The 22,517-nt window shown below is 57.1% G+C and carries 25 protein-coding genes; 14 read left to right on the top strand and 11 right to left on the bottom strand.

Features of this window, described 5'->3' with window-relative positions:
• Position 1 precedes the first annotated feature (1 nt).
• The gene (locus B150_RS0103770) at positions 2-376 is read left to right on the top strand and encodes a YraN family protein (protein WP_020398552.1); all 375 of its coding nucleotides are present in this window, start codon (positions 2-4) and stop codon (positions 374-376) included.
• A gap of 29 nt (positions 377-405) precedes the next feature.
• Positions 406-1,356 carry a glutathione synthase gene (gene gshB / locus B150_RS0103775; protein ID WP_020398553.1) on the top strand — a complete coding sequence of 317 codons (951 nt, stop codon included), beginning with the start codon at positions 406-408 and terminating at the stop codon, positions 1,354-1,356.
• 70 nt (positions 1,357-1,426) lie between these two features.
• Here gshB and B150_RS0103780 read toward each other — a convergent pair whose 3' ends face one another.
• The 5 genes from B150_RS0103780 to mnmE all read right to left on the bottom strand — a co-directional run bounded on the left by B150_RS0103780 (position 1,427) and on the right by mnmE (position 7,252).
• Positions 1,427-2,341 carry a ParB/RepB/Spo0J family partition protein gene (locus B150_RS0103780; protein WP_020398554.1) on the bottom strand — a complete coding sequence of 305 codons (915 nt, stop codon included), beginning with the start codon at positions 2,339-2,341 and terminating at the stop codon, positions 1,427-1,429.
• Between the two features lie 40 nt (positions 2,342-2,381).
• The gene (locus B150_RS0103785) at positions 2,382-3,188 is read right to left on the bottom strand and encodes a ParA family protein (protein WP_020398555.1); all 807 of its coding nucleotides are present in this window, start codon (positions 3,186-3,188) and stop codon (positions 2,382-2,384) included.
• A gap of 50 nt (positions 3,189-3,238) precedes the next feature.
• Positions 3,239-3,859: a 16S rRNA (guanine(527)-N(7))-methyltransferase RsmG gene (rsmG, locus tag B150_RS0103790; protein WP_020398556.1), complete on the bottom strand. Its 621-nt coding sequence runs from the start codon at positions 3,857-3,859 to the stop codon at positions 3,239-3,241.
• An 8-nt stretch (positions 3,860-3,867) separates the two neighbouring features.
• On the bottom strand, positions 3,868-5,739 hold the full coding sequence (gene mnmG / locus B150_RS0103795; protein ID WP_020398557.1) for a tRNA uridine-5-carboxymethylaminomethyl(34) synthesis enzyme MnmG: 1,872 nt from the start codon (positions 5,737-5,739) through the stop codon (positions 3,868-3,870).
• A gap of 151 nt (positions 5,740-5,890) precedes the next feature.
• The gene (gene mnmE / locus B150_RS0103800; protein WP_026168189.1) at positions 5,891-7,252 is read right to left on the bottom strand and encodes a tRNA uridine-5-carboxymethylaminomethyl(34) synthesis GTPase MnmE; all 1,362 of its coding nucleotides are present in this window, start codon (positions 7,250-7,252) and stop codon (positions 5,891-5,893) included.
• Between the two features lie 81 nt (positions 7,253-7,333).
• On the opposite strand from mnmE, the gene B150_RS0103805 reads away from it, so the two are divergent.
• The 5 genes from B150_RS0103805 (at position 7,334) to B150_RS19635 (ending at position 10,753) form a co-directional block, all read left to right on the top strand.
• Entirely contained in the window at positions 7,334-7,825 is a 492-nt protein-coding gene (locus B150_RS0103805; protein WP_020398559.1) for a methylated-DNA--[protein]-cysteine S-methyltransferase, read from the top strand.
• 45 nt (positions 7,826-7,870) lie between these two features.
• Positions 7,871-8,575, top strand: coding sequence for a dienelactone hydrolase family protein (locus B150_RS0103810; protein ID WP_020398560.1), 705 nt, complete (start codon positions 7,871-7,873; stop codon positions 8,573-8,575).
• A gap of 4 nt (positions 8,576-8,579) precedes the next feature.
• Complete coding sequence (locus B150_RS0103815) at positions 8,580-9,554, top strand: quinone oxidoreductase family protein (protein ID WP_020398561.1); 975 nt, start codon at positions 8,580-8,582, stop codon at positions 9,552-9,554.
• A gap of 8 nt (positions 9,555-9,562) precedes the next feature.
• Entirely contained in the window at positions 9,563-10,264 is a 702-nt protein-coding gene (locus B150_RS19630; protein WP_025897487.1) for an alpha/beta fold hydrolase, read from the top strand.
• Positions 10,265-10,432: 168 nt separating this feature from the next.
• Positions 10,433-10,753 carry a catalase gene (locus tag B150_RS19635; protein ID WP_020398563.1) on the top strand — a complete coding sequence of 107 codons (321 nt, stop codon included), beginning with the start codon at positions 10,433-10,435 and terminating at the stop codon, positions 10,751-10,753.
• A gap of 10 nt (positions 10,754-10,763) precedes the next feature.
• Here the strand turns inward: B150_RS19635 and B150_RS0103830 are convergent, their stop codons facing one another.
• The 5 genes from B150_RS0103830 to hemE form a co-directional block, all read right to left on the bottom strand.
• A complete protein-coding gene (locus B150_RS0103830; protein WP_020398564.1) occupies positions 10,764-11,243 on the bottom strand; it encodes a GNAT family N-acetyltransferase in 480 nt (159 codons plus the stop codon).
• Positions 11,240-11,794: a cysteine hydrolase family protein gene (locus B150_RS0103835; RefSeq protein WP_020398565.1), complete on the bottom strand. Its 555-nt coding sequence runs from the start codon at positions 11,792-11,794 to the stop codon at positions 11,240-11,242. Before B150_RS0103835 ends, B150_RS0103830 begins: the two co-directional genes overlap by 4 nt.
• A gap of 84 nt (positions 11,795-11,878) precedes the next feature.
• Positions 11,879-13,135 (bottom strand): transcription termination factor Rho, encoded by a 1,257-nt coding sequence (gene rho / locus B150_RS0103840; RefSeq protein WP_020398566.1) that lies wholly within the window; start codon positions 13,133-13,135, stop codon positions 11,879-11,881.
• A 227-nt stretch (positions 13,136-13,362) separates the two neighbouring features.
• The gene (locus tag B150_RS0103845) at positions 13,363-13,806 is read right to left on the bottom strand and encodes a CopD family protein (protein WP_020398567.1); all 444 of its coding nucleotides are present in this window, start codon (positions 13,804-13,806) and stop codon (positions 13,363-13,365) included.
• Positions 13,807-13,837: 31 nt separating this feature from the next.
• Positions 13,838-14,869 (bottom strand): uroporphyrinogen decarboxylase, encoded by a 1,032-nt coding sequence (hemE, locus tag B150_RS0103850; RefSeq protein ID WP_020398568.1) that lies wholly within the window; start codon positions 14,867-14,869, stop codon positions 13,838-13,840.
• A gap of 438 nt (positions 14,870-15,307) precedes the next feature.
• Between hemE and B150_RS0103855 the strand changes: the two genes are divergently transcribed.
• From B150_RS0103855 to B150_RS0103880, 6 genes are all read left to right on the top strand, one after another.
• Positions 15,308-16,189 (top strand): pyruvate, water dikinase regulatory protein, encoded by an 882-nt coding sequence (locus tag B150_RS0103855; RefSeq protein ID WP_020398569.1) that lies wholly within the window; start codon positions 15,308-15,310, stop codon positions 16,187-16,189.
• Entirely contained in the window at positions 16,182-16,778 is a 597-nt protein-coding gene (locus tag B150_RS0103860) for a Maf family protein (RefSeq protein ID WP_020398570.1), read from the top strand. The genes B150_RS0103855 and B150_RS0103860 overlap by 8 nt, the downstream gene beginning before the upstream one ends.
• Entirely contained in the window at positions 16,775-17,617 is an 843-nt protein-coding gene (locus B150_RS0103865) for a shikimate dehydrogenase (protein WP_020398571.1), read from the top strand. Before B150_RS0103860 ends, B150_RS0103865 begins: the two co-directional genes overlap by 4 nt.
• Complete coding sequence (gene coaE, locus B150_RS0103870) at positions 17,614-18,207, top strand: dephospho-CoA kinase (RefSeq protein ID WP_020398572.1); 594 nt, start codon at positions 17,614-17,616, stop codon at positions 18,205-18,207. The genes B150_RS0103865 and coaE overlap by 4 nt, the downstream gene beginning before the upstream one ends.
• A complete protein-coding gene (dnaQ, locus tag B150_RS0103875; RefSeq protein WP_020398573.1) occupies positions 18,204-18,878 on the top strand; it encodes a DNA polymerase III subunit epsilon in 675 nt (224 codons plus the stop codon). The genes coaE and dnaQ overlap by 4 nt, the downstream gene beginning before the upstream one ends.
• Positions 18,879-18,955: 77 nt before the next feature.
• The gene (locus B150_RS0103880) at positions 18,956-19,336 is read left to right on the top strand and encodes a VOC family protein (RefSeq protein ID WP_020398574.1); all 381 of its coding nucleotides are present in this window, start codon (positions 18,956-18,958) and stop codon (positions 19,334-19,336) included.
• 56 nt (positions 19,337-19,392) lie between these two features.
• Here the strand turns inward: B150_RS0103880 and lepB are convergent, their stop codons facing one another.
• On the bottom strand, positions 19,393-20,190 hold the full coding sequence (gene lepB, locus B150_RS19640) for a signal peptidase I (RefSeq protein ID WP_020398575.1): 798 nt from the start codon (positions 20,188-20,190) through the stop codon (positions 19,393-19,395).
• A 369-nt stretch (positions 20,191-20,559) separates the two neighbouring features.
• Between lepB and dnaK the strand changes: the two genes are divergently transcribed.
• A complete protein-coding gene (gene dnaK, locus B150_RS0103890; RefSeq protein ID WP_020398576.1) occupies positions 20,560-22,494 on the top strand; it encodes a molecular chaperone DnaK in 1,935 nt (644 codons plus the stop codon).
• Positions 22,495-22,517: the final 23 nt, after the last annotated feature.

The following is a 22,517-nucleotide window of genomic DNA, read 5'->3' on the forward strand; positions in this document are numbered from 1 at the left end:
CTTGGCAGGCGGGCGCAAAGCAGCGGAGAAACGCGGGCGCCGGGCCGAGCTGATCGCGTGCACGCTTCTACGCCTCAAGGGCTACCGCATTTTGGCTGAACGTGTGCGCGCCCCGGTCGGTGAGATTGATATCATCGCCACGCGCGGCAATACGCTGGTTTTTGTGGAAGTCAAACAGCGCAGAACCAGGGCTGCCGCGCTTGAATCCATCACCGCAAAACAGCGCAGCCGTATTGAGCGCGCCGCGCTCCTGTGGGTCGCAAAACACAAAAAACAGCACTTATCACTTCGCTTTGATGTGATTGCCATTGCATGGCCGCGCCTACCGTCCCATATCAAGGACGCCTGGCGCGCAAACGTTCAAGCAACGCTTTAAAGAATTCAGTTTAAGAACGAGGTTTTTTCATGGGCAAACAAGGGCTTAAAGTCGCTTTTCAAATGGACCCGATGCACAGCATCAACATCAAGGGCGACAGCAGCTTTGTGCTTGCGCTGGAGGCGCAGGCACGCGGCCACAAGCTCTGGCACTATCTGCCCCAGGACCTCAGCTATAATGAAGGCAAGGTGTCTGCCGTCGCGCACCCGATGACGGTGCAGCGAGAAGACGGCGGCCGCCACTTTGAGTTCGGCACGCCGGAGCGCATTGACCTCAGCGACATGGATGTTGTGTGGATGCGGCAGGACCCGCCATTTGACATGGCCTATATCACCGCAACCCATCTGCTTGAACTGGTGCACCCCGACACGCTCGTGGTCAACAACCCCGCAGAAGTCCGCAATGCGCCGGAGAAGCTGTTTGTCACCAAGTTCCGCGACCTGATGCCGCCAACCCTGATCACGCGCCGTGCTGATGACGTGCGCGAGTTTCGCGCCAAATACGGCGAGATTATCGTGAAGCCGCTATACGGTAACGGTGGTGCCGGTGTGTTCCACCTGAAAGAAGACGACAGCAACCTGGCAAGCCTGCTGGAACTTTTCTTCATCCAGAGCCGCGAACCGGTCATGGTGCAGAAGTTCCTGCCGGAAGTACGCCATGGTGACAAACGCATCATCCTGATCGACGGTGAGGTAGCGGGTGCCATCAACAGGGTGCCGGCCAAAGGCGAAGTGCGCTCCAACATGGTCGTGGGCGGCATGGCAGAGGCGTCGAAGCTGACACCACGCGAGGAGGAAATCTGCGCGCGGCTCAAGCCCGAACTCAAGAAACGTGGCCTCATCTTCGTTGGTATCGACGTGATCGGCGACTGGCTGACGGAAATCAACGTCACCTCGCCCACCGGCCTGCAGGCGGTGAACCGTTTTGACGGCGTGAAGCTGGAGGCCGACATCTGGGACGCGATTGAAGCCAAGCTTTAAACCGCTGATCCCCCACAAAAAAGGCCACGCCCGATCACCGGTGCGTGGCCTTTTTTTTATCTTGAATGGCTTAGAAGCCGCAGACACCCAGTTTGGAGCAGAGCTCGTCCAGTTCCTCAAGCGTCTCGTAGGAGATGGTGACCTTGCCGCCCTCGCCTGCGTGGTCAATCAGCACCTTCATGCCGATGGCCGCGGTCAGGTCCTTCTCAAGCGCGACGGTGTCAGCGTCTTTCTTGGCACCAGACGAGCCCGAGCCACCCGGACGTGGTTCACGCTTGCTGCGGCCTTTGGCTTCACCGGCCAGCGCTTCGGTCTGGCGCACGCTAAGCCCTTCAGCGACAATACGTTTTGCGATTGCGGCCGGGTCTTCAGCGCCAATGAGCGCACGGGCATGGCCCATCGAGAGTTTGCCGTCATCGACCATTTTCTGCACCGATTCCGGCAGGTTCAGCAGGCGCAGCAGGTTGGTCACGTGGCTGCGGCTCTTGCCGACAACCTCGGCCGCTACTTCCTGCGTGTGACCAAATTCCTCGATCAGCTTCTTGTAGGCGCTCGCTTCCTCGATCGCGCTCAGGTCCTGGCGCTGGATGTTCTCGATGATCGCGATCTCGAGCACTTCGCGGTCGGTCAGTTCCTTGACGACCACCGGTACCTCATGGATGCCAGCCTTCTGCGACGCGCGCCAGCGGCGCTCACCGGCGACAATCTGATACTGGTTGGGGCCGACCTCCCGCACGAGAATCGGCTGCAACAAGCCCTTCTGCTTGATGCTTTCCGCAAGATCAGCGAGCGCGTCTTCGTCAAAATGATGGCGCGGCTGGCCTGCATTACGCTCCAGAAACTCGATCGGCAACAGGCGGCGGCCACCGGCTTGACCACCTGCGGCTTGTGCCGGGCCCTCGGGGCCGTCCTCGAATACCGGGCGGTCATCGCCCAGAAGTGCTGATAAACCCTTGCCGAGGCCTTTACGTGCAGCTTTACTCATGAAATCAACCTAACAGTTTGTTTTTATTTGTATTTTTACCTCAAGCCGCGACTTTTTTATCGCGACCCAGAAGCTCCCTTGCCAGCTTTATATAGGCCTGGCTACCGACACAGCGGTGATCATAGAGAAGCGCAGGCTTGCCGTGGCTTGGCGCTTCCGAAATGCGCACATTGCGCGGGATCACTGTTTTATAGACTTTTTCACCCAAGTATTCGCGCACATCCGACGCCACCTGTTCGGAGAGGTTATTGCGTTTGTCGAACATGGTCAGCACCACACCATTGATGGTGAGGCGCGGGTTGAGGCTCGCGCGCACCTGCTCAATGGTTTTAAGAAGCAGGCTCAGGCCCTCAAGCGCAAAAAACTCACACTGCAGCGGCACTAGTACCGAATCAGCAGCGACAAGCGCGTTGATGGTCAGGAGCGACAAGGACGGCGGGCAATCGATGAGGATATAATCATATTCCTGCCGTGCGACGGCCTTCTCGAGCGCATAACGCAGGCGGAAATTCCTGTGCGGAAGCTCTGCCAGTTCAAGGTCAGCGCCCGAAAGGTCAACGGTGGAGGCGACAATGGAAAGGCCGGGTACCTCGGTTGGTACAATGGCGTCACCCAGCGGAGCCGCACCCAGAACCACGTCATAGGACGTGATTTCCCGGGCCTTACGGTCGATACCAAACCCGGTGCTGGCATTGCCTTGCGGGTCAAGATCAAGGATCAGGACACGTTTTTTGACCGCAGCCATGGCGGTTGCAAGATTGATGGTCGTCGTGGTTTTGCCCACGCCACCTTTCTGGTTCGCCACTGCGATGATATGGGCCCCACCCGTCATCTGGTCCACCGGCATAGCCGTCACTCTCCCCTCTTGAGCCTACAGGATGCAGGCCCATGCAACTTTTACAGTCGTTCGAGCTTTGAAAGCCTCAGGATAACCCCGTTGGGGTCGGAAAGGCTTTTGTGCTTTGTCACATCCATCTTCCAACAAGCCTGCGCTTCGGTCAATTCTTCATCCGCGCCTTCCCCCTTGAGGAGCCACATTTCTGTGGTGTTGCCAAGGAACGGTGATGCCCATTCGATAAGCTGTAGCACACGCGCGCAGGCGCGGGACGTGACAATATCGATGGGAAATGGCTCCAGCGCTTCGATTCGCTCATTATGGATCGTGGCCGTCGCCGATGTTTCACGTGAAACCTGGCTCATGAAGATGCATTTGCGGCCATTGGCCTCAACCATATGCGCGTGACCAACGTCCATAACCGCAAGAACCAGACCCGGAAAACCGGCGCCAGAGCCGATGTCCAGCATCGTCAGGTCACGGTCACCATAAGCTTTACGCAGCAGCGGCGCCATTTGTGCCGAATCAAGGAAATGCCGTTGCCACATAGCATCGAGTGTCGAATTTGCCACCAGATTTTTAGCCTTCTGCCACTTGGCGAGAAGACCGGCATAGATTTTCAGCTTGTCCAGCGTTTCACGTGAAACATCGAGATCGCGGGCAAGATCGTCAGCGGAATACATAAAGCCTCTTACGCCGCACGGCGTTTTTTGACGTGGGCGAGCAGCAGCGAAAGTGCCGCCGGCGTAACACCTGCGATTCGTGCTGCGGCACCAAGTGTGGCCGGACGGGCGTCACCGAACTTCTGCCGCATCTCGTTCGAGAGGCCAACGATGGTTGCGAAGTCCAGATCCTCCGGGATCTCGAGCGCTTCATCTTTGCGGAAGGCAGCAACGTCCTGCGCCTGCCGCTCAAGGTAACCAGCGTACATGGCATCAATCTCGAGCTGGCGTGCGATATCAGGGTCGATGCCGCCAAGCTCATTAGGCCACACTTCACGCAGCTTGTCGAAGTCGATAGTTGAGAATGCAAGCAGCGCTTCGCCGTTCCGGCGCACGCCGTCCTGGTTGATCTGGATGCCAACCTTGGCGGCCTCATTTGGTGTCAGCGACAGCGACTTGAGCGTTTCATGACCAGCGTCGAGTGCCGCTTTCTTGGCGGTATAAGCTTCTGCGCGTTCGTCATGCACAAGGCCAATATCGATACCCTTGCCGGTCAGGCGCTGGTCAGCATTATCGGCGCGCAGCAGCAAACGGTATTCCGCGCGGCTGGTGAACATGCGGTAGGGTTCGCGGGTGCCTTGGGTGACAAGGTCATCGAGCATCACACCGATGTAGGCGTCAGCGCGGTCAAGCACAAAGGTCTCACCCTCGCCCCTTGCCCGAAGCGCTGCGTTCACGCCCGCCATCAGGCCTTGTGCCGCTGCTTCCTCATATCCCGTGGTTCCGTTGATTTGCCCCGCGAGGAAAAGCCCCGGCGCGCGGCGCGTTTCAAGCGTCACCTTTAGTTCGCGCGGATCGACAAAGTCATATTCAATCGCATAGCCGTGGCGGATGATACGTACATTCTCAAGCCCCGGGATCGAGCGGATCAGTTCGTCCTGAACTTCTTCCGGCAGGCTTGTGGAGATGCCGTTCGGGTAGACGGTGTCATCATCCAAGCCTTCGGGCTCAAGGAAAATCTGGTGACTTGTCTTGTCGGCGAAGCGCACGATCTTGTCTTCGATCGACGGACAATAGCGCGGGCCCTTGCTCTCGATCTGACCGGAATACATCGGCGAACGGTGCAGGTTCTCACGAATGATTTCATGCGTGCGGTCAGATGTGCGTGTCATATAACAACTGATCTGCGGCACGGTGATCTCGCTTGTCAGGAACGAAAACGGCACCGGCGGCGTATCGCCCGGCTGTTCTTCACACACCGACCAGTCGATGGTTTTGCCGTCAAGCCGCGCGGGTGTGCCGGTCTTGAGACGACCAAGTTCAAAGCCGATTTCTTCGAGCGTATCCGAGAGACCCAGCGATGGCGCTTCATCTACCCTGCCCGCGGGTATCTTCTTTTCACCCAGGTGAATAAGCCCGCGCAGGAATGTGCCCGTGGTCAGGATCACCGATTTAGCAGTGATCTTTTTGCCGCCCGCGGTGACAATACCCGTCACCACCGGCTTGTCGCCCGCGCGGTCAAGCATCAGGTCTTCCACTGCCCCACCCTCGATGGTGAGGCACGGGTAACCGTTCAATGTCGCCTGCATGGCTTCACGGTAAAGCTTGCGATCAGACTGGCAGCGCGGTCCTTGAACCGCTGGTCCCTTACGCTGATTGAGCAAACGGAACTGGATGCCGCTGGCGTCCGCAACCTTGCCCATGATGCCGTCAAGCGCATCAATCTCGCGCACCAGATGGCCCTTGCCCAAACCGCCGATGGCGGGGTTGCAGGACATCTCACCGATGGTTTCAGGCTTATGGGTAATCAGCAGCGTATTCGCACCCATGCGCGCAGATGCCGCCGCCGCTTCACAGCCGGCGTGGCCACCCCCGATTACAATGACATCAAAATCCGTCATATGCCTGCTCATCCATCCGATGCATAGAAACACAAAAAGAGGCCCGTGTCAGAGCCCCTGTTTTGCGGTGTCTATAATAGAGAATGAGCTTTAAGTCAAAGTTAAGGACGCAGGCCAAAAATCCGATGTTCCACGTGAAACATCGGGTAGCTCATTTCCCGATACAGAAGTCGGAGAAAATGACGTCAAGGATGTCCTCGACGCCGACACGCCCAGTGATACGGCCAAGCGCCCGCGCCGCCATGCGCACATCTTCTGCCGCCAGCACGGCATCGAAGCCTGCGTTCTGATCGAAGCGGGTGAGATGCTCGACCGCTTCCTCGAGTGCTCGCCGGTGACGCACGCGCGTGAGTGACGGTGCCTCGCGCGGCGCCATTGCATCCCGCACATGGTCTTCAAGCCGCTTGAACAAGTCATCAAGGCCATGTGATTTTTTGGCTGAGACATAAGCCACGTCGATCACCTTGCCCGGCAGCTTGTCATGTTTCACGTGAAACATGTCCGCCCTGTCGGTTTGGGTGATCACCAGCATGGCTTTTTCATCGAGCCATTTTTCCATCGACGTCGGCAGGATGGGCCAGTCATCGGCGCGCACCAGCACGAGGCGAAGGTCGGCTTCCTCGGCGCGTTTGAGCGCACGGCGGATACCCTCCTGTTCAATCGCGCCCGTGCTTTCGCGCACACCAGCGGTGTCGATCAGCCGGACCGGGAAGCCACCAAGGTCGAGCTGGATTTCGATCACGTCGCGCGTGGTGCCTTCTTCGTCAGAAACGATTGCAATATCGGATTTGGCCAGCGCATTCAGGAGTGTGGACTTGCCCGCATTGGGTTCACCCATGATGACGATGCGGTAGCCTTCGCGTAAAGCCTCACCACGGCGGCCATCCACAAGATGTTGTGTTATCTCCGTGCAAAGAGCCGCTATATTTGGTTTTACAGCACCTGCAACACCCTCCGGCAGGTCCTCGTCCGGGAAATCGATGTCGGCTTCGAGATGCGCGAGGTGTCCAACGAGGCGGGAGCGCCAATCCTCATAGAGTTCCCTGAGCGCGCCGTCCATCTGCCGGAGCGCCTGTTCGCGCTGCGCCGCGGTCTGGGCGTGGATCAGGTCATTGAGGCCTTCAGCCTCGGTGAGGTCGAGCTTGTTATTCTCAAACGCGCGGCGGCTGTACTCGCCAGCCTCGGCCGGGCGCAACCCTTCGATACGGTCAAGCGCATCCAAGACCCCCATAACCACCGCACGGCCACCATGCAGATGGAGTTCGACCACATCTTCCCCGGTGAATGAGGCCGGGCCCTTGAACGCCAGCACCAGCGCTTCATCAAGCCGCGCACCACTTTCAGGATCACGCAAAAGACGGAGGGCTGCATAGCGTGCCTTGGGCACCGCTTTGCCGGTCAGCGCCTCTAGTGCTGCAAACGAGCGCGGACCGGAAAGCCGCACCACAGCAACCCCGGCAGTGCCGGCGCCGGAGGAGAGCGCAAAAATTGTGTCGTCATGCAGGCTGGTCACGCTGGTATCCTCACACCCGATGGGCTTATAAGAAAGACAATCATTTTTCAGGTTCAGCTTATCCATATCGCGAGGGCTTTCATGTCGCAACTCTCCATGCACACCCCGGTCATTGATATCACCATCACCGAGTTTGACGGCGCCATTGTCTCGCTCGACTGGGGATGGAGTCCGTTTCAGGAAAGCACACCCTTGCTCATTGAAGCCAAACGCCAGCTCGACCTCTATTTTGACGGTGAGCTGACGGAGTTTGACCTGCCGCTTGCCGCCATGGGCACCAAACATCAGGAGAAGGTCTGGGCGGCCATGCGCGAAATCCCCTATGGAGAAACCCGAACCTATGGCGATATGGCAAAAGAGATCGGCTCGGCAGCGCAAGCAATCGGCACTGCGTGCGGGCGTAACCCGATCCCGATCCTTGTGCCCTGCCACCGCGTGGTGGCGTCCGCCGGCAAGCTTGGCGGATATTCCGGTGACGGTGGTCTCTACACCAAACGCGCCCTACTTGTTCTTGAGGGCGCTTTGAGCGTTGAAGAAGGCCAGGCGCTTGAAGCATCGGGCGCGCTTGACTAAGTCTAGACATAACTGAGGGAACCCCAAGCCTCGAGGAGGGACAAAATGGCAGACTATATCGATATCAAGGCGGCGGACGGCAGCGGCAGTTTCAAGGCTTATGTGGCCAAGCCCGAAGGCGGCAAAGGCCCGGCTGTGGTCGCGATCCAGGAAATTTTTGGCGTCAACGGTGGCATGCGCCAGATCTGTGATGACCTCGCCAAGGAAGGCTATATCGCCATTTGCCCCGACCTTTTCTGGCGCCAGGAACCCGGTGTGGATATCACCGACAAAAGCCAGGAAGAGTGGGACAAGGCCTTCAAGCTGATGCAGGGCTTCGACCTCGGCAAGGGTGTTGAAGACATCAAAACCACCATCGATGTGGTGCGCGGTATGGACGGTTCGACCGGCAAAGTGGGTGCGGTTGGTTACTGCCTTGGGGGCCTGCTCGCCTACCTCACCGCCGCCCGCACGGACGCCGATGCCTGCGTGTCCTACTATGGTGTCAACATCCACACCTTCCTCAAGGAAGCTGCGAATATCAAGAAACCGCTCCTGATGCATATCGCCGAGGAAGATGGTTTTGTCGACAAGGACGCACAGGCGAAAATACACAAGGGACTTGATGGCGTTGGCCAAGTTTCGATCCACGACTATGCCGGTGTCGACCATGCCTTCGCGCGCCCTGACGGCGTGAACTGGGACGGTGAAGCAGCCACGCTCGCCAACACCCGCACCAGTGCATTCTTTGAAAACCATTTGAAAGGCTAAAACCATGAGCCATGCGATCGTGATGGAAAAAACCGGCGGGCCGGATGTTCTCAAATGGTCCTCACGGTCGCTGGACGGTCCGGGCGCCGGTGAAGTGCGCCTGCGCCAAACAGCCATTGGCCTCAACTTCATCGACACCTATCACCGCACCGGGCTTTACCCGCTACCGCTGCCTGCCGTGCCAGGGCTTGAAGCCGCTGGCGTGGTTGAAGCGGTCGGTGAGGGTGTCACAACCTTCAAGGTGGGTGACCGCGCGGCCTACCCCGCCGGGCCGGTTGGTGCATATGCGGAGGAACGCAATTTCCCCGCCGCCAAACTTGTGAAGCTGCCGGACGGAGTGTCGGACGAAGATGCCGCCGCCCTCATGCTCAAGGCCTGCACGGTCGAATATCTCATCTTCCGCACGTTTGCGGTGAAACCCGGTGACACCGTTTTGTTCCACGCGGCCGCGGGCGGTGTGGGGCTGATTGCCTGCCAGTGGCTCAACGCCCTTGGTGTTACCACCATCGGCACGGTGGGTAGTGACGCGAAGGCCGAACTTGCCCGCGCACACGGCTGCCACCACACCATCAATTATGCGAGCGAAGATTTTGTCGCACGTGTGATGGAAATCACGAAGGGTGAAGGTGTGCCTGTTGTCTATGACAGTGTGGGCAAGGATACCTTCCGGGGTTCGCTTGAGATATTGAAGCGCCGCGGCACGCTGGTGACCTTCGGCAACGCGACCGGCCCCGTAGACCCCTTCTCGCCCGGTCTTCTCGCGCAAAAAGGCTCGCTCTACATCACGCGTCCCACATTGATGGACTATGTCGCCACCCGCGAGGATCTGGAGCTTTGCACAGGCCGCGTGTTCGACGCCATCGCCAAAGGCCACATCAAGGCGGATATCAACCAGCGTTACGCGCTCAAGGATGCCGCGGAAGCCCACAGGGCGCTCGAGGCACGCGAAACCACCGGTCAGACGATCCTGTTGCCCTGAGAGCCGTCATGAGCGCTCATACCCCCTTATACCTGATCCCCGGCACCATGTGTGACGCCCGGCTGTGGGGGCGCATGCTGCCGCATATGAACAGCGCTAATGTCGCACATGCTGACTATACGGGGTCGGAGACCATGGAGGCCATGCTTGAGAAGGTGATGGACGGCGCGCCGAACGAGCCCTGCCATCTGGTTGGTTTCTCGCTTGGTGGGTATCTCGCCATGATGGCCGCAACCCACGCAGCCTCGCGTTTTAAAAGCCTGACCGTGATTGCCGCTTCGCCTTACGGCTTGTCCGATGACGAGAAGGCGCTCAGGCAGCGCAATGCCGAGATGCTCACCCGCCTCACCTACCGCGGCATGTCGAAAGCGCGGCTCAAACAGTTTGTGGCGGAAGCGCATCTGGATGATGAAGCCATCAGTGGCACCATCCTCGCGATGGAGCATGACCTTGGGCAGAATGAGCTTATCCGCCAGCTGATCGCGCCCATCGAGCGGCCGAATGTGAAAGCGGAACTGCTCGCGCTTGATATGCCGGTGCATTTCATCATGGCGAGGGCGGATGCTATGGTACCATTCAGGGCGATTGAAAAGCTGGTTTTAGGGTCAAGCGGCAAGATCACGCTCCATCCTGTCGAAGGCTCAGGCCATATGATCCCGCTCGAGGCACCCGAAGAAATGGCCGCACTTCTTAAGAATATCTGCCACTGATCTTGCCCTCACCCAAGCACTGCATCCCCGATCTTTATCGATCCTTTATGAATGCAGCTCACTACATGTTGTTAATCTTATATTAGATAAATCAAGATATAGATGTCATTGGCAGCCTTTGTTGATGAGCACCCGGTAATTGGACAAATTAGTCTGAGGAGCTTGGAAATGTATGGTGAATTTGACGGCTATCGGTTCCGTAACGCACGTGAAGCGCTGAAGTCCGAAATCTGGAATAAGGCCAGCAAAATCGCCGGCCACGACCCCGATATCTACCGGCAGGACAGCTGCGGCCGCACGATCCGCTATATGGATCACGGCAAAAAAAGCCAGTTCGGCTGGAATATCGACACGATCCTCCCGCTCTCACGCGGCGGTTCGGCGGACAGTTATAACCTGCAGCCCCTGCACTGGGAAAACCACCAGCTGAAACGGCAGCATTTTATCTGGTCGCCGGAATTTGGCGTGTCAGACGCACGGGTCCACTAGGCCTTAAAGACTAAAGCGTTAGCCGGTAAAAGCGGGTATCAACCGCCATGCGCGGGAACCTGTCCGGCAGGTCTGACGCTTCCACGAGGTCAAAGCCGTTCTTCTCATAGAAGCGGTGTGCGGCGAGGAACTTTGCCGTTGTGCCGAGCAGAATTTCAGACAGTCCGCGTGCCTTCGCTCGGGCTGTCACATAGTCGAGAAGCGCCTGCGCTGTACCGTAAGCCCGCCCGCGATATTCAGCAGCCACAAACATTTTCCTCAGTGCCACCCGGCCTTCACCGATATCAATAAGCGCGATGGTGCCGACAACCGCATCATCCACAATCGCGAGCCAGAAACCGCCCTCGCCCTTCTGGTAAAAACCTTCAATATCAGCGAGGTCTGGCTGATCCTCATAGCTGATATCAATGCCGAATTCCTCGCGCTGGATGGGTACAATCAGGTCCCTCACTGCATCCCTGTACCGCACTTCATAGGCAATGATTTTCATACCTCAAAGCCCGCGAGAATATCTTCCGTTGAGGCGATGGTGGCATAATCCGCCGCGAGATGGGTGAGCGTAAGGGCATGCACATCTTCCGACGTCCAGACCTGACCGCGAGCGTCGGTAACACCGGTCGCAGCGGTCGCATCCGACACTACAACAACCCTGTAGCCAAGACTTGCAGCCATACGGGCCGTGGTATCGACCGAATGCTGTGTCAGCACGCCACATATCACCAGGGTATCCACATCATGATCAAACAGATGATCATGAAGCCCAGTACCGACAAACGCGTTGTTGGTCTTTTTGCCAAACACGGTCTCATGGGCGAAGGGCTCCGCCACATCCTTGAAAGCATGGCCGGGCTGGCCGGGGCGGTATGGTGAGCCGGGTTCCTGACTGTCATGGCGAATATGAATGACCGGCGAGCCGCCATTTCGCCAATAGCTCAGGAGCTTGGAGATATTGCCTTCTGCATCAGGGTTATTGCGCGCGCCCCACTTGGGGTCGTCAATCGCTTCCTGCACGTCGATGATCAAAAGGGCTGTCTCTGCCACCGTGAAAATCCTTCAAATAAAAAAAGGGCCTGCAAAACTGCAAGCCCTTTACCCTAACGGGTTTGATCTCAAATCCCAGCGAAATTAATTGTTCATGCTGGTGAAGAAATCCTCGTTGTTTTTGCTTTCCTTGAGCTTGCCAAGGAGGAATTCCATCGCATCGACAGTGCCCATCGGTGTGAGGATACGGCGAAGTACCCACATTTTCGACAAGGTGCCCTGGTCGACGAGCAGTTCCTCTTTCCGCGTACCGGACTTGAGGATGTCGATCGCCGGGAATACACGCTTGTCGGCCACCTTGCGGTCGAGCACGATCTCGGAGTTACCCGTACCTTTGAATTCCTCGAAGATCACTTCGTCCATGCGGCTGCCGGTCTCGATAAGCGCGGTCGCGATGATCGAAAGCGAACCACCTTCCTCGATATTCCGGGCGGCACCGAAGAAACGTTTCGGGCGCTGCAGCGCGTTGGCGTCCACACCACCGGTGAGGACTTTGCCCGATGACGGCACAACGGTGTTATAGGCGCGCGCGAGACGGGTGATACTGTCAAGCAGGATCACAACGTCCTTACCGTGCTCCACCAGCCGTTTGGCTTTCTCGATCACCATTTCAGCAACCTGGACGTGGCGCGATGCGGGCTCGTCGAAGGTGGAGGATACCACCTCGCCCTGCACACTGCGCTGCATGTCCGTCACCTCTTCCGGGCGTTCGTCGATCAACAGAACGATCACGTAACACTCAGGGTGGTTGGCGGTGATGGATTTCGCGATGTTCTGCAAGAGAACAGTTTTACCGGTCCGTGGCGGCGCGACGATGAGCGCACGCTGGCCTTTGCCGATCGGGGCGACAAGGTCGATCACCCGTGGTGACTTGTCCTTGACCGTTGGATCATCGGGGTCGAGCTTCAGTTTCTCGTCCGGGTAAAGCGGCGTCAGGTTGTCGAAGTGAACCTTGTGTTTGGTCTTCTCAGGCTCATCGAAGTTGATGGAGGAGACCTTCAGAAGCGCAAAATACCGCTCGCCATCCTTCGGCGCGCGGATCTGGCCTTCAACCGTGTCACCGGTCCGGAGCGCAAAACGGCGGATTTGGCTCGGGCTCACATAAATATCATCAGGGCCCGGCAGATAGTTCGCCTCGGGGCTGCGCAGGAAACCAAATCCGTCAGAGAGGATTTCGATCACGCCGCCACCAGAGATTTCGATATCGTCCTCGGCCAGTTGTTTAAGGATCGCAAACATCATGTCTTGTTTGCGCATGCTACTCGCGTTTTCGACGCCCGCGTCCTCTGCCAGTGCAAGCAAATCAGCCGGTGTCTTGTTCTTGAGATCCTGTAAGTGCATGGGATCGTCCAATTTGTTGTTATTCAAGGAGGTTTTCCAGATTATTGGGGCTTTTTCGCCCAAGTCTTTCGGAAATTGATCAGCCGGTATACTCGATGCAAAATCCGGCATTTTTTGGGAATTTGTGCAGACACGCGCCAGAGATAGCGCGCCTCGATATTTTCAGGCTATCACGATGGCTTAAGCTGTCAAGCCATTTGGTCCCGATGCGGGATGATTGGAAACAATCAGAAAGCTTTTGGTACCACCAGAAGAACAATCGCAAAAATAAACAGCGCTGGCACCTCGTTGATACGGCGGTAATAACGCTCATCCTTTGGCCGTTCACCGCGTTCAAAAGCCTTGCGGTGCTTGGATAACATGCCGTGGAAACCGGACAGCAGGAACACCAGCAAAAGTTTGGCATGGAGCCAGCCACCGGCCGAAAAACCAATATTAAAAACAAGCATGATGCCAAGAATCCAGGTGATCGTCATCGCCGGGTTGATGATGATGCGCATCAGGCGGCGTTCACGCTCGATCCATTTCTGGTCCTCTTCCGACCCTACCTCGCACTGGCAGTGGTAGGCCAGGTAACGCGGCAGCATGAACATGCCCGCCATCCAGAAGATGACAAAGACGATATGCAGCGCCTTGGTCCAGAGATAAAACTCGCCCAGATAGCCTTCCATTGACCCTTCCCCTTATGTGGTAACTGAAGTTCTACCGGCGGAAATTCTTAATGGTTTCCGAGAGAAGCGCAACATTCTCTGGTGGTGTCTGCGGCACAAAACCGTGACCAAGGTTGAAAATATGCGCGCCGCCCTTGAGCTTATCCAAGATACGGTTGGCTTCATCCACCATGGGCTGGCCACCGGCGACCACCAGATGCGGGTCCATATTGCCCTGCACACACACCTGGCTTTGCACATGCTCCGCCGCCCACGAGAGTGGCACACCGGTATCAAGCGACACAGCGTTCACGCCGGTGCGCGCAACAAATTCCGGCAGCATGGCGCCAGCAAGCCGCGGGAAACCAATGATCGGTGTCTCGGCGTGTTTCGCCCGCACCTTGTCCACAATCGCGCGGGTCGGCTCAATCACCCATTTCTCGAACATGGGTTCCGGGATCGCGGCGGACCAGCTGTCAAAAATCTGCACAGCATCTGCACCGGCATCGATCTGCGCGATCAGATATTCCGCCGTTGCGTCCACCAGAAGGTCGAGGATCTTGCCAAACAGCTCCGGGTCGCCATAGCCCATCTGGCGGGCGGCTGCGTGGTCTTTAGATCCCGCGCCTTCAATCATATAGGTGGCAACCGTCCAGGGCGCGCCTGCAAAACCAAGCAAGGTCACATCTGAAGGCAATTCGACCTTCAAGCGGCGCAAGGTTTCATACACGTTGCCCACTTTTTCGTGGAAAGCACCCAGCGACAGGCGATCATAGGATGCTTTGTCTGTCACCGGGTTGAGGCGTGGGCCAACGCCTGCTTCGAACCACACGTCCTGGCCAAGTCCGTCCGGCACAACAAGGATATCGGCAAACAGGATGGCACCGTCCATCCCAAACCGGCGGATCGGTTGCAGGGTCACTTCCGTGGCCTTGTCCGGGCTGTAACAGAAATCCATGAAGGATGGTGCTGTTGCCCTCACTTCACGGTATTCCGGCAAATAACGCCCTGCCTGACGCATGAACCAGAAGGGGACACGGTCAGAGGGGTTTCCCTTGAGAGTCTCGAGAAGAATTTTTGCCATGAAAGCTTCCTGTTATTGATACTCGGTCGGCCTGCGAGGCTCAGACAACATACTAATAAATATATGTATATATATTTTGTAGTTGTAGTGAATGCCTGTGAATCCTGTGGAAAACGATTTATCCACAATCTTGTACACAAACAAGCCACCTGCGGCACTGCATCGCGTAGCCTGTGTATAAACCATGGGAATATTTACACAAATGGCGAATTTGTGACCCTACATAGCCTGTGGATTATGGGGAAAACATCAAAATCTGGTGTTTTTTGGCATCGCTTTTCCCTGTAAGCCCGCGTCTGTGCACAAGCCTGACAGTTTGTCGAACAAACACTTCACAAATTGGGGGTAAAGGCCTTAGGCTCGTTTTCAACCGGTCCATCAACAAGTTATCCACAGGCTATTCCCATGAGTCTTCCACCCGTGCCAAACGAGGAAAACATGCCCGATCCTGTCTCGCCCGCAGGCGCCATTTCGAGCCGCGATGATGAATTTCACCTGCATCTGGTCTCGGATTCCACAGGTGAAACCCTGGAGGCCATCGTGCAGGCTGCGCTCGTGCAGTTTGAAGGGGTGAATGTTAAAAAACATTATTGGCCGCTTGTGCGCTCCGCCATGCAGATGAGCCGCCTGATGGAAGATATCCGCGAACAGCCGGGTCTCATCATGTATACGCTGGTGAATGTGCCGATCCGCGAAGCGCTTGAGCGGGAGGCCATGGAAGCCAGCTTGCCGGTGCTCTCGATCCTTGATCCGGTGATCAATCTGCTCGGGTCCTACTTCGGTGTGCAGGCCTCCCACAAACCGGGTCGTCAGCATAAATTGGATGCCCACTATTTTGAACGCATCGACGCGCTTCAATTCACCATGGCGCATGATGACGGCCAGCTTGTGCAGGACATGCCGCAGGCGGATATCATTCTTGTCGGTGTGTCGCGTTCATCCAAAACACCGACGAGTATTTATCTCGCCAACAAGGGGTACAAGACCATCAACGTGCCTTTTGTACCTGGTTGCCCGATGCCGCGGGAACTGGATGAAATCCGCGGTAAATTTGTCATCGGCCTTACCACAAGCGCCGAACGACTGGTGGCCATTCGTACCAATCGGCTGCGGTCGATCAATCAGGATGAGGAAGGTGACTATACCGACATCTCCCACATTCAGGAGGAGATCAAGGAATGCCGCAAATATTGCACCCAGCGTGGCTGGCCCACGATTGATGTGACCCGCCGGTCGATTGAGGAAACTGCCGCCGCCATCATCAGCCGCTATACAGCGTGGCTCGACCGACCGACCGAAGGTGCGCCGACGCATGACTGAGCTCATACTGGCGTCAGGCAGTAAAACCCGCGCCGATATGCTGACGTCTGCCGGGGTGCCGTTCAGTGCGGTCAGACCGGCCGTGGATGAAGATGCGATCAAACAAGCCTTGCTTGCCGACGGTGCGCCCGCGCGCGATATTGCCGATGCGCTGGCGGACGTGAAAGCGCGGAATGTCTCTTATGCCCACATGGGCAAGCTGGTGCTGGGGTCCGATCAGGTCATCTGGAAGGACGGCGATCTTTATTCCAAAGCCACAAACCGTGAGGATGCGATTGCCACACTTAAGGGTCTTTCAGGCGGCACGCATGAACTGATTTCAGCTGCGGTCATATATGAAGACGGCCAGCCCATCTGGCGTGCGGCGCAAAGTGTGAAACTGAGCATGCGGCCGCTCTCGGACGATTATATAAGCTGGTACCTGGACCAGATTGGCGAAGCGGCTTATTCATCGGCTGGCGCATACCAGCTTGAAGGGCTTGGTGCGCAGCTGTTCACCCGTGTGGACGGCGACTATTTCACCGTGCTTGGCTTGCCGCTGTTGCCGGTGCTCGACTTTCTCCGTCGCCGGGAGGTATTGCCGTTATGAGTGAACGAGATTTCAAAAAAGCCGCCGTTATTGGCTGGCCGCTGACCCACACCCTGTCGCCGGTTATCCACAATCACTGGATGGCGAAATACGGCATCAGCGGCTGTTATGAAAAACGCCCGGTCGCACCAGACAGCATTGGCGACGCGCTTGCAGCCATGAAAGCTGAGGGCCTTGTGGGCTTCAACATCACGGTGCCGCATAAGGAAGCCATTATCCCGCATCTGGATAAACTGGCTCCGCTCGCACGCCTCATGGGGGCGGTGAATACGGTCAAAATCGAGCCGGACGGCAAAACAACCGGTTTCAACACCGACGGCATTGGCCTGATGGCAAACCTGCAGCAAAACCTGCCGTCCTGGCCGAAGGATCGGCCCGCCATGGTGATTGGCGCCGGTGGTGCAGCCCGTGCGGCGGCGCTTGGACTGTTGAACGAAAACCTGCCCTTTGTAGTCATTACCAACCGCACGCGCGAAAAGGCGGAAGTTATCGCCAAGGAAATCGGCCGTGGCCGTATGGTGGTGGTCGACTGGAAAGAGCGCAATGATGTGGCGCTGACCGCAGGGCTGATCGTCAACACCACGGTGCTGGGCATGCACGGCAATGATCCGCTTGAGCTCGATATATCCAAATGCGCGAAGGATACGGTTGTGTACGATATCGTCTACCAGCCGCTTGTGACCCCGCTGCTCAAGGACGCTGAAGCCCATGGCCTTCGTACCGTAACCGGCCTTGGTATGCTGGTCTACCAGGCCGCCGCGGCCTTCAAAGTGTGGTTTGATATCATGCCCGAGTATGACGACGAGCTGCGCGAACGGCTGGAGGCGGTGTTCAGATGAAAATCATCGGGCTTACGGGTTCCATCGGTATGGGCAAGTCGGAAACGGCCAAGATGTTCGCGCGTCTTGGTGTGCCGGTTTTTGATGCGGATGCTGAGGTACACAAGCTGCAGGTCAAGGACGGCCCGGCGATCCCTGCCATTGACGCGGCCTTCCCCGGGGTGGTTGAGAGTGGTGTGCTCAACCGCACAAAACTGGGTGAACTGGTGTTCGCGGACCCTTTGGCCAAAAAGCGGCTTGAGGCTATCATGCACCCCATGGTCACCGATGCCCGCATTGCGTTTTTTGACGCGGCTGAGAAAGCGGGTGCCAAATTTGTCGTGCTCGATGTGCCGCTTCTGTTTGAAACCGGCGGCAACAAAGCCTGCGACAAGGTTGTTGTGGTCTCGGCTCCCTCAGGTGTGCAGCGCGAACGGGTGCTGGCGCGCCCCGGCATGACAGTGGAAAAGTTTGAAAACATCCTTGCGCGGCAAGTGCCGGACAGTGACAAACGCGCAGGCGCGGACTATATCATCGAGACGGACAAAGGCCTTGAGCATGCCTTCGCGCAGGTCGAAAAAATCGTGAAAGAACTGGAGCAGGACCAATGAGCGTACGGGAGCTGATTTTCGATACCGAGACCACGGGTTTCGACCCGATGAGCGGTGACCGGTTAATCGAAATCGGCCTTGTGGAAATGGTTGATAAGGTCCTGACCGGCAAACACTATCACCAATATGTGAACCCGGAGCGCGACGTGCCGGAATCTGCTGTACGTGTACACGGTATCACTACGGATTTCCTGCGTGACAAGCCGGTTTTCGCCGATGTGGCGGACGAGTTTCTCGAGTTTGTTGGCACTGACAGTGTACTCGTGGCGCACAATGCCGAGTTCGATATGCGCTTTATCAACTGGGAGCTGGAGAATGCGGTCAAACCCATCATCCATGTGAAGCGCTTTGTTGATACTCTTGCCATCGCACGCAATAAATTCCCGGGTGCTGCCAACTCGCTCGACGCGCTCTGTAAACGCTTCGGGGTCTCGAACGGTCACCGGACACTCCACGGCGCGCTCCTTGACGCTGAAATCCTCGCCGATGTTTATATCGAGCTTCTGGGCGGCAGGCAGGCGGGGCTTGACCTCGCGGTCGATAGCGGCACTGGCCATATCGTGCGCGAGAAGAAAAAGCGCGAACCCCGCAGTTTCACCGTGAGCGAGGCCGAACTTGAAGCCCATAAGGCGTTCGTCGGCAAGCTCGGCGATGCCATCTGGAATGCATGACGGCGCGTTGACCGCGTCGCATTCAGCCTTACATAAACCCCACCAACACATCACTTAAGTCAGGAGAGGGACTGCAGATGTTCAGTCATGTCATGCTGGGGGCCGATGATGTCGCCCAGTCGAAAAAATTCTACGACGCCTTGATGGAAACGCTGGGGCACCGCCCCGGCGTGATGGACCAAAAAGGCCGCTGCTTCTATTTCGAGAAAACCGGCGTTTTCAGCCTCTCGAAGCCGATTGACGGCCAGCCAGCCAGCTGCGGCAACGGCAGCACCATCGGCTTTGTTGCCGACAGCCCGGAAATGGTTGATGCGTGGCACGCAGCCGGGCTCAAGCATGGCGGCAAGGCGATCGAAGACCCGCCAGGTGTACGCGAGGGTGCGGGCCAGAAAATGTACCTCGCCTACCTGCGCGACCCGTCAGGCAACAAGATTTGCGCGCTCCACCGCATGGTCTAGTCCATCGGCGTGAACGGAATTAAAGAAGCCCCCGAAATGTTCGGGGGCTTTTTCTTTTAGTCGATCAGGGTGAAGAAGCGGCCGAGTGGTACACCGGCGGGGCAGAAGACATCCTTGCCTTGGTCGCAGTCATACAGGCTGAAGGTGGTAATGTCGGCGCGGCCCACGAGATAGGCGTGTTTCACATACCCCATGTTCGAGAGCACCCGACTGTCGCTGGAGGCGTCGCGGTTGTCACCCATCATGAAATAGTGGCCTTGTGGCACGACATAAAGCGATGTGTCGTCATAATCGCCCTTGTCTGTGCGCTCATAAATACGGTGTTTGACCCCGTTTGGCAGGGTTTCCTCATATTCCTTCACGCGTTGGTCGAGGCCATTATAATCAGTGTAGTTCACATCACGGAGGAAAGTGCGCTCCACCAGCGTGCCGTTGATGTAAAGGCGGCCGTGTTTCAATTGCACCGTGTCGCCCGGCAGGCCGATCACCCGCTTGATGAAATCATTGTGGTCCCGGTAGGGCAGCGTGAAGACCACTACATCTCCGCGGTCCGGCGCGTCGTCAAACAGGCGGCCTTCGGGGATGAAGTCGGGGTCGAAGTGGAAGGAATAGCGGTTATAGCCATAGGACAGTTTGGAAACAAAAATCCGGTCCCCGACTTCAAGCGTGGGTTCCATGCTGCCTGACGGAATGTGGAAGCTACCCCAGCCGAAGGTGGTGAAAATCAGGTAGAAAAGAACAATGACAACAAGGTCTTTGAGAAGCACGAGCGCCTCATTCTTCGCGGGCTCTTCCGCGTCTGCCTTACTGCTTGCCTGACTAGTCTCGGGTGCCTTGTTGGCGTCGGTTGTCATATGGTCCCCGCCCCTTGGAGTTTGGATTTTTTATCGTTCTGGCTTTTGTCCATTTGAAAGCGAGTTTAGCCCGCACCTTCCCATTTTCAATCTTTCTTTGGGGTGTGCGGCGATTTGAAACCTGCCTGTGGCTTTTATGTAAGGGGACAACATATTCTCTGCAATGAGCTTTTTAGTTGCAGGATCAGGCAAAATTTATGCACCTCCGCCCTTGCGGCGTGCCTTACCCACACCTATATAGGCCGAGAAAGACGCTGGAGGCCGGTCGTTTTGGCGCCCAGCAGATGAACCAAAAACATGAACCCAAAGAGGCTGTAAAAGGGTGCCGATAGGGCCCAGGCAGTCGGCTTGACGAAGGGAAAAGGTAATATGGGTAAAGTAATCGGTATCGATTTGGGTACGACAAACTCGTGCGTAGCCATCATGGACGGCTCCAAGCCGAAAGTTATTGAAAACTCCGAGGGTGCGCGCACCACGCCGTCGATCGTTGGTTTCACCGACGGTGGCGAGCGTCTCGTTGGTCAGGCCGCAAAGCGCCAGGCTGTAACGAATGCGCAGGACACCCTGTTCGCGATCAAGCGCCTTATCGGCCGCACGTTCGACGATCCGACCACGCAAAAAGACAAGGACATGGTCCCCTACAATATTGTGAAGGCGGACGGTGGCGACGCGTGGGTTGAAGCCAAGGGCGAAAAATATTCCCCGAGCCAGATCTCGGCCATGATCCTTCAGAAAATGAAGGAAACGGCAGAGAGCTACCTCGGCGAGACGGTTGATCAGGCGGTCATCACCGTTCCGGCATACTTCAACGACGCGCAGCGCCAGGCAACCAAAGACGCCGGCAAGATCGCGGGCCTTGAAGTGCTGCGTATCATCAACGAGCCTACGGCAGCCGCGCTTGCCTACGGTCTCGAAAAAGAAGACGGCCACACCATTGCGGTGTTTGACCTTGGTGGCGGTACCTTCGACGTATCGGTTCTCGAAATCGGTGACGGCGTATTTGAAGTGAAGTCGACGAACGGTGACACCTTCCTCGGCGGTGAAGACTTCGACATGCGCCTCGTTGAGTATCTGGCGGCTGAATTCAAGAAAGAAAACGGCATCGACCTCAAGGGCGACCGTATGGCGCTGCAGCGTCTGAAGGAAGCGGCTGAGAAAGCGAAGATCGAGCTTTCCTCCTCCACGCAGACGGAAGTGAACCTGCCGTTCATCACCGCTGATGCGTCTGGGCCGAAGCACCTTCAGATCAAGCTGACCCGCGCCAAGCTCGAAAGCCTTGTGGAAGACCTGATCAAACGCACGCTTGAGCCTTGCAAAAAAGCGCTCAAGGACGCTGGCCTTGCCGCGGGCGAGATCGACGATGTTGTTCTCGTGGGTGGTCAGACCCGTATGCCGAAAATCCAGGAAGTCGTGAAAGAGTTCTTCGGTCGCGAGCCGCACAAGGGCGTGAACCCGGACGAAGTGGTTGCCATGGGTGCCGCCATTCAGGCTGGCGTTCTTCAGGGCGACGTGAAGGACGTTCTTCTTCTCGACGTGACCCCGCTGTCGCTCGGTATCGAGACGCTCGGCGGTGTGTTCACACGCCTTATCGACCGCAACACCACGATCCCGACGAAGAAGGCTCAAGTCTTCTCCACCGCGGAAGACAATCAGGGTGCAGTAACCATCCGCGTCTTCCAGGGTGAGCGCGAGATGGCTGCCGACAACAAGATGCTCGGTCAGTTTGACCTTGTGGGCATCCCGCCGGCACCACGCGGTGTACCGCAGATTGAAGTGGCCTTCGATATTGACGCGAACGGCATCGTGAACGTGTCCGCCAAGGACAAGGGCACGGGCAAAGAGCAGCAGATCCGCATCCAGGCATCTGGTGGCCTCTCTGACGCTGACATTGAGAAGATGGTCAAGGACGCCGAAGCCAACGCTGACGCGGACAAGAAGCGTAAGGAGCTGGTGGAAGCCAAGAACCAGGCTGAAGCGCTGATCCACTCGGCTGAGAAAAACCTTGATGAGCACAAGGACAAAGTGTCCGACGCTGACAAGGGTGCCATCAACGCCGCGATCACCGACCTTAAGTCCGCGCTTGAAGGCGACGATGTCGACGCCATCAAGCAAAAGACCGAAGTGCTGGCTCAAGCCACCATGAAGATGGGCGAGCAGATTTATAAAGCTGGCCAGGAAGCAGGTGGCGCAGACGCTGATGCAGCAGACGCCGCACAGGCCGACGCGGCGGCGAAAGCAGCTGATGACGGTGACGATGTGGTTGACGTGGACTTTGAAGAAGTCGACGAAAACGACAAGAAATAAGATGGCTGCCTGAAGCCATCCGG

The organism is Kordiimonas gwangyangensis DSM 19435 = JCM 12864 (assembly GCF_000375545.1).
Lineage (GTDB): Bacteria > Pseudomonadota > Alphaproteobacteria > Sphingomonadales > Kordiimonadaceae > Kordiimonas > Kordiimonas gwangyangensis.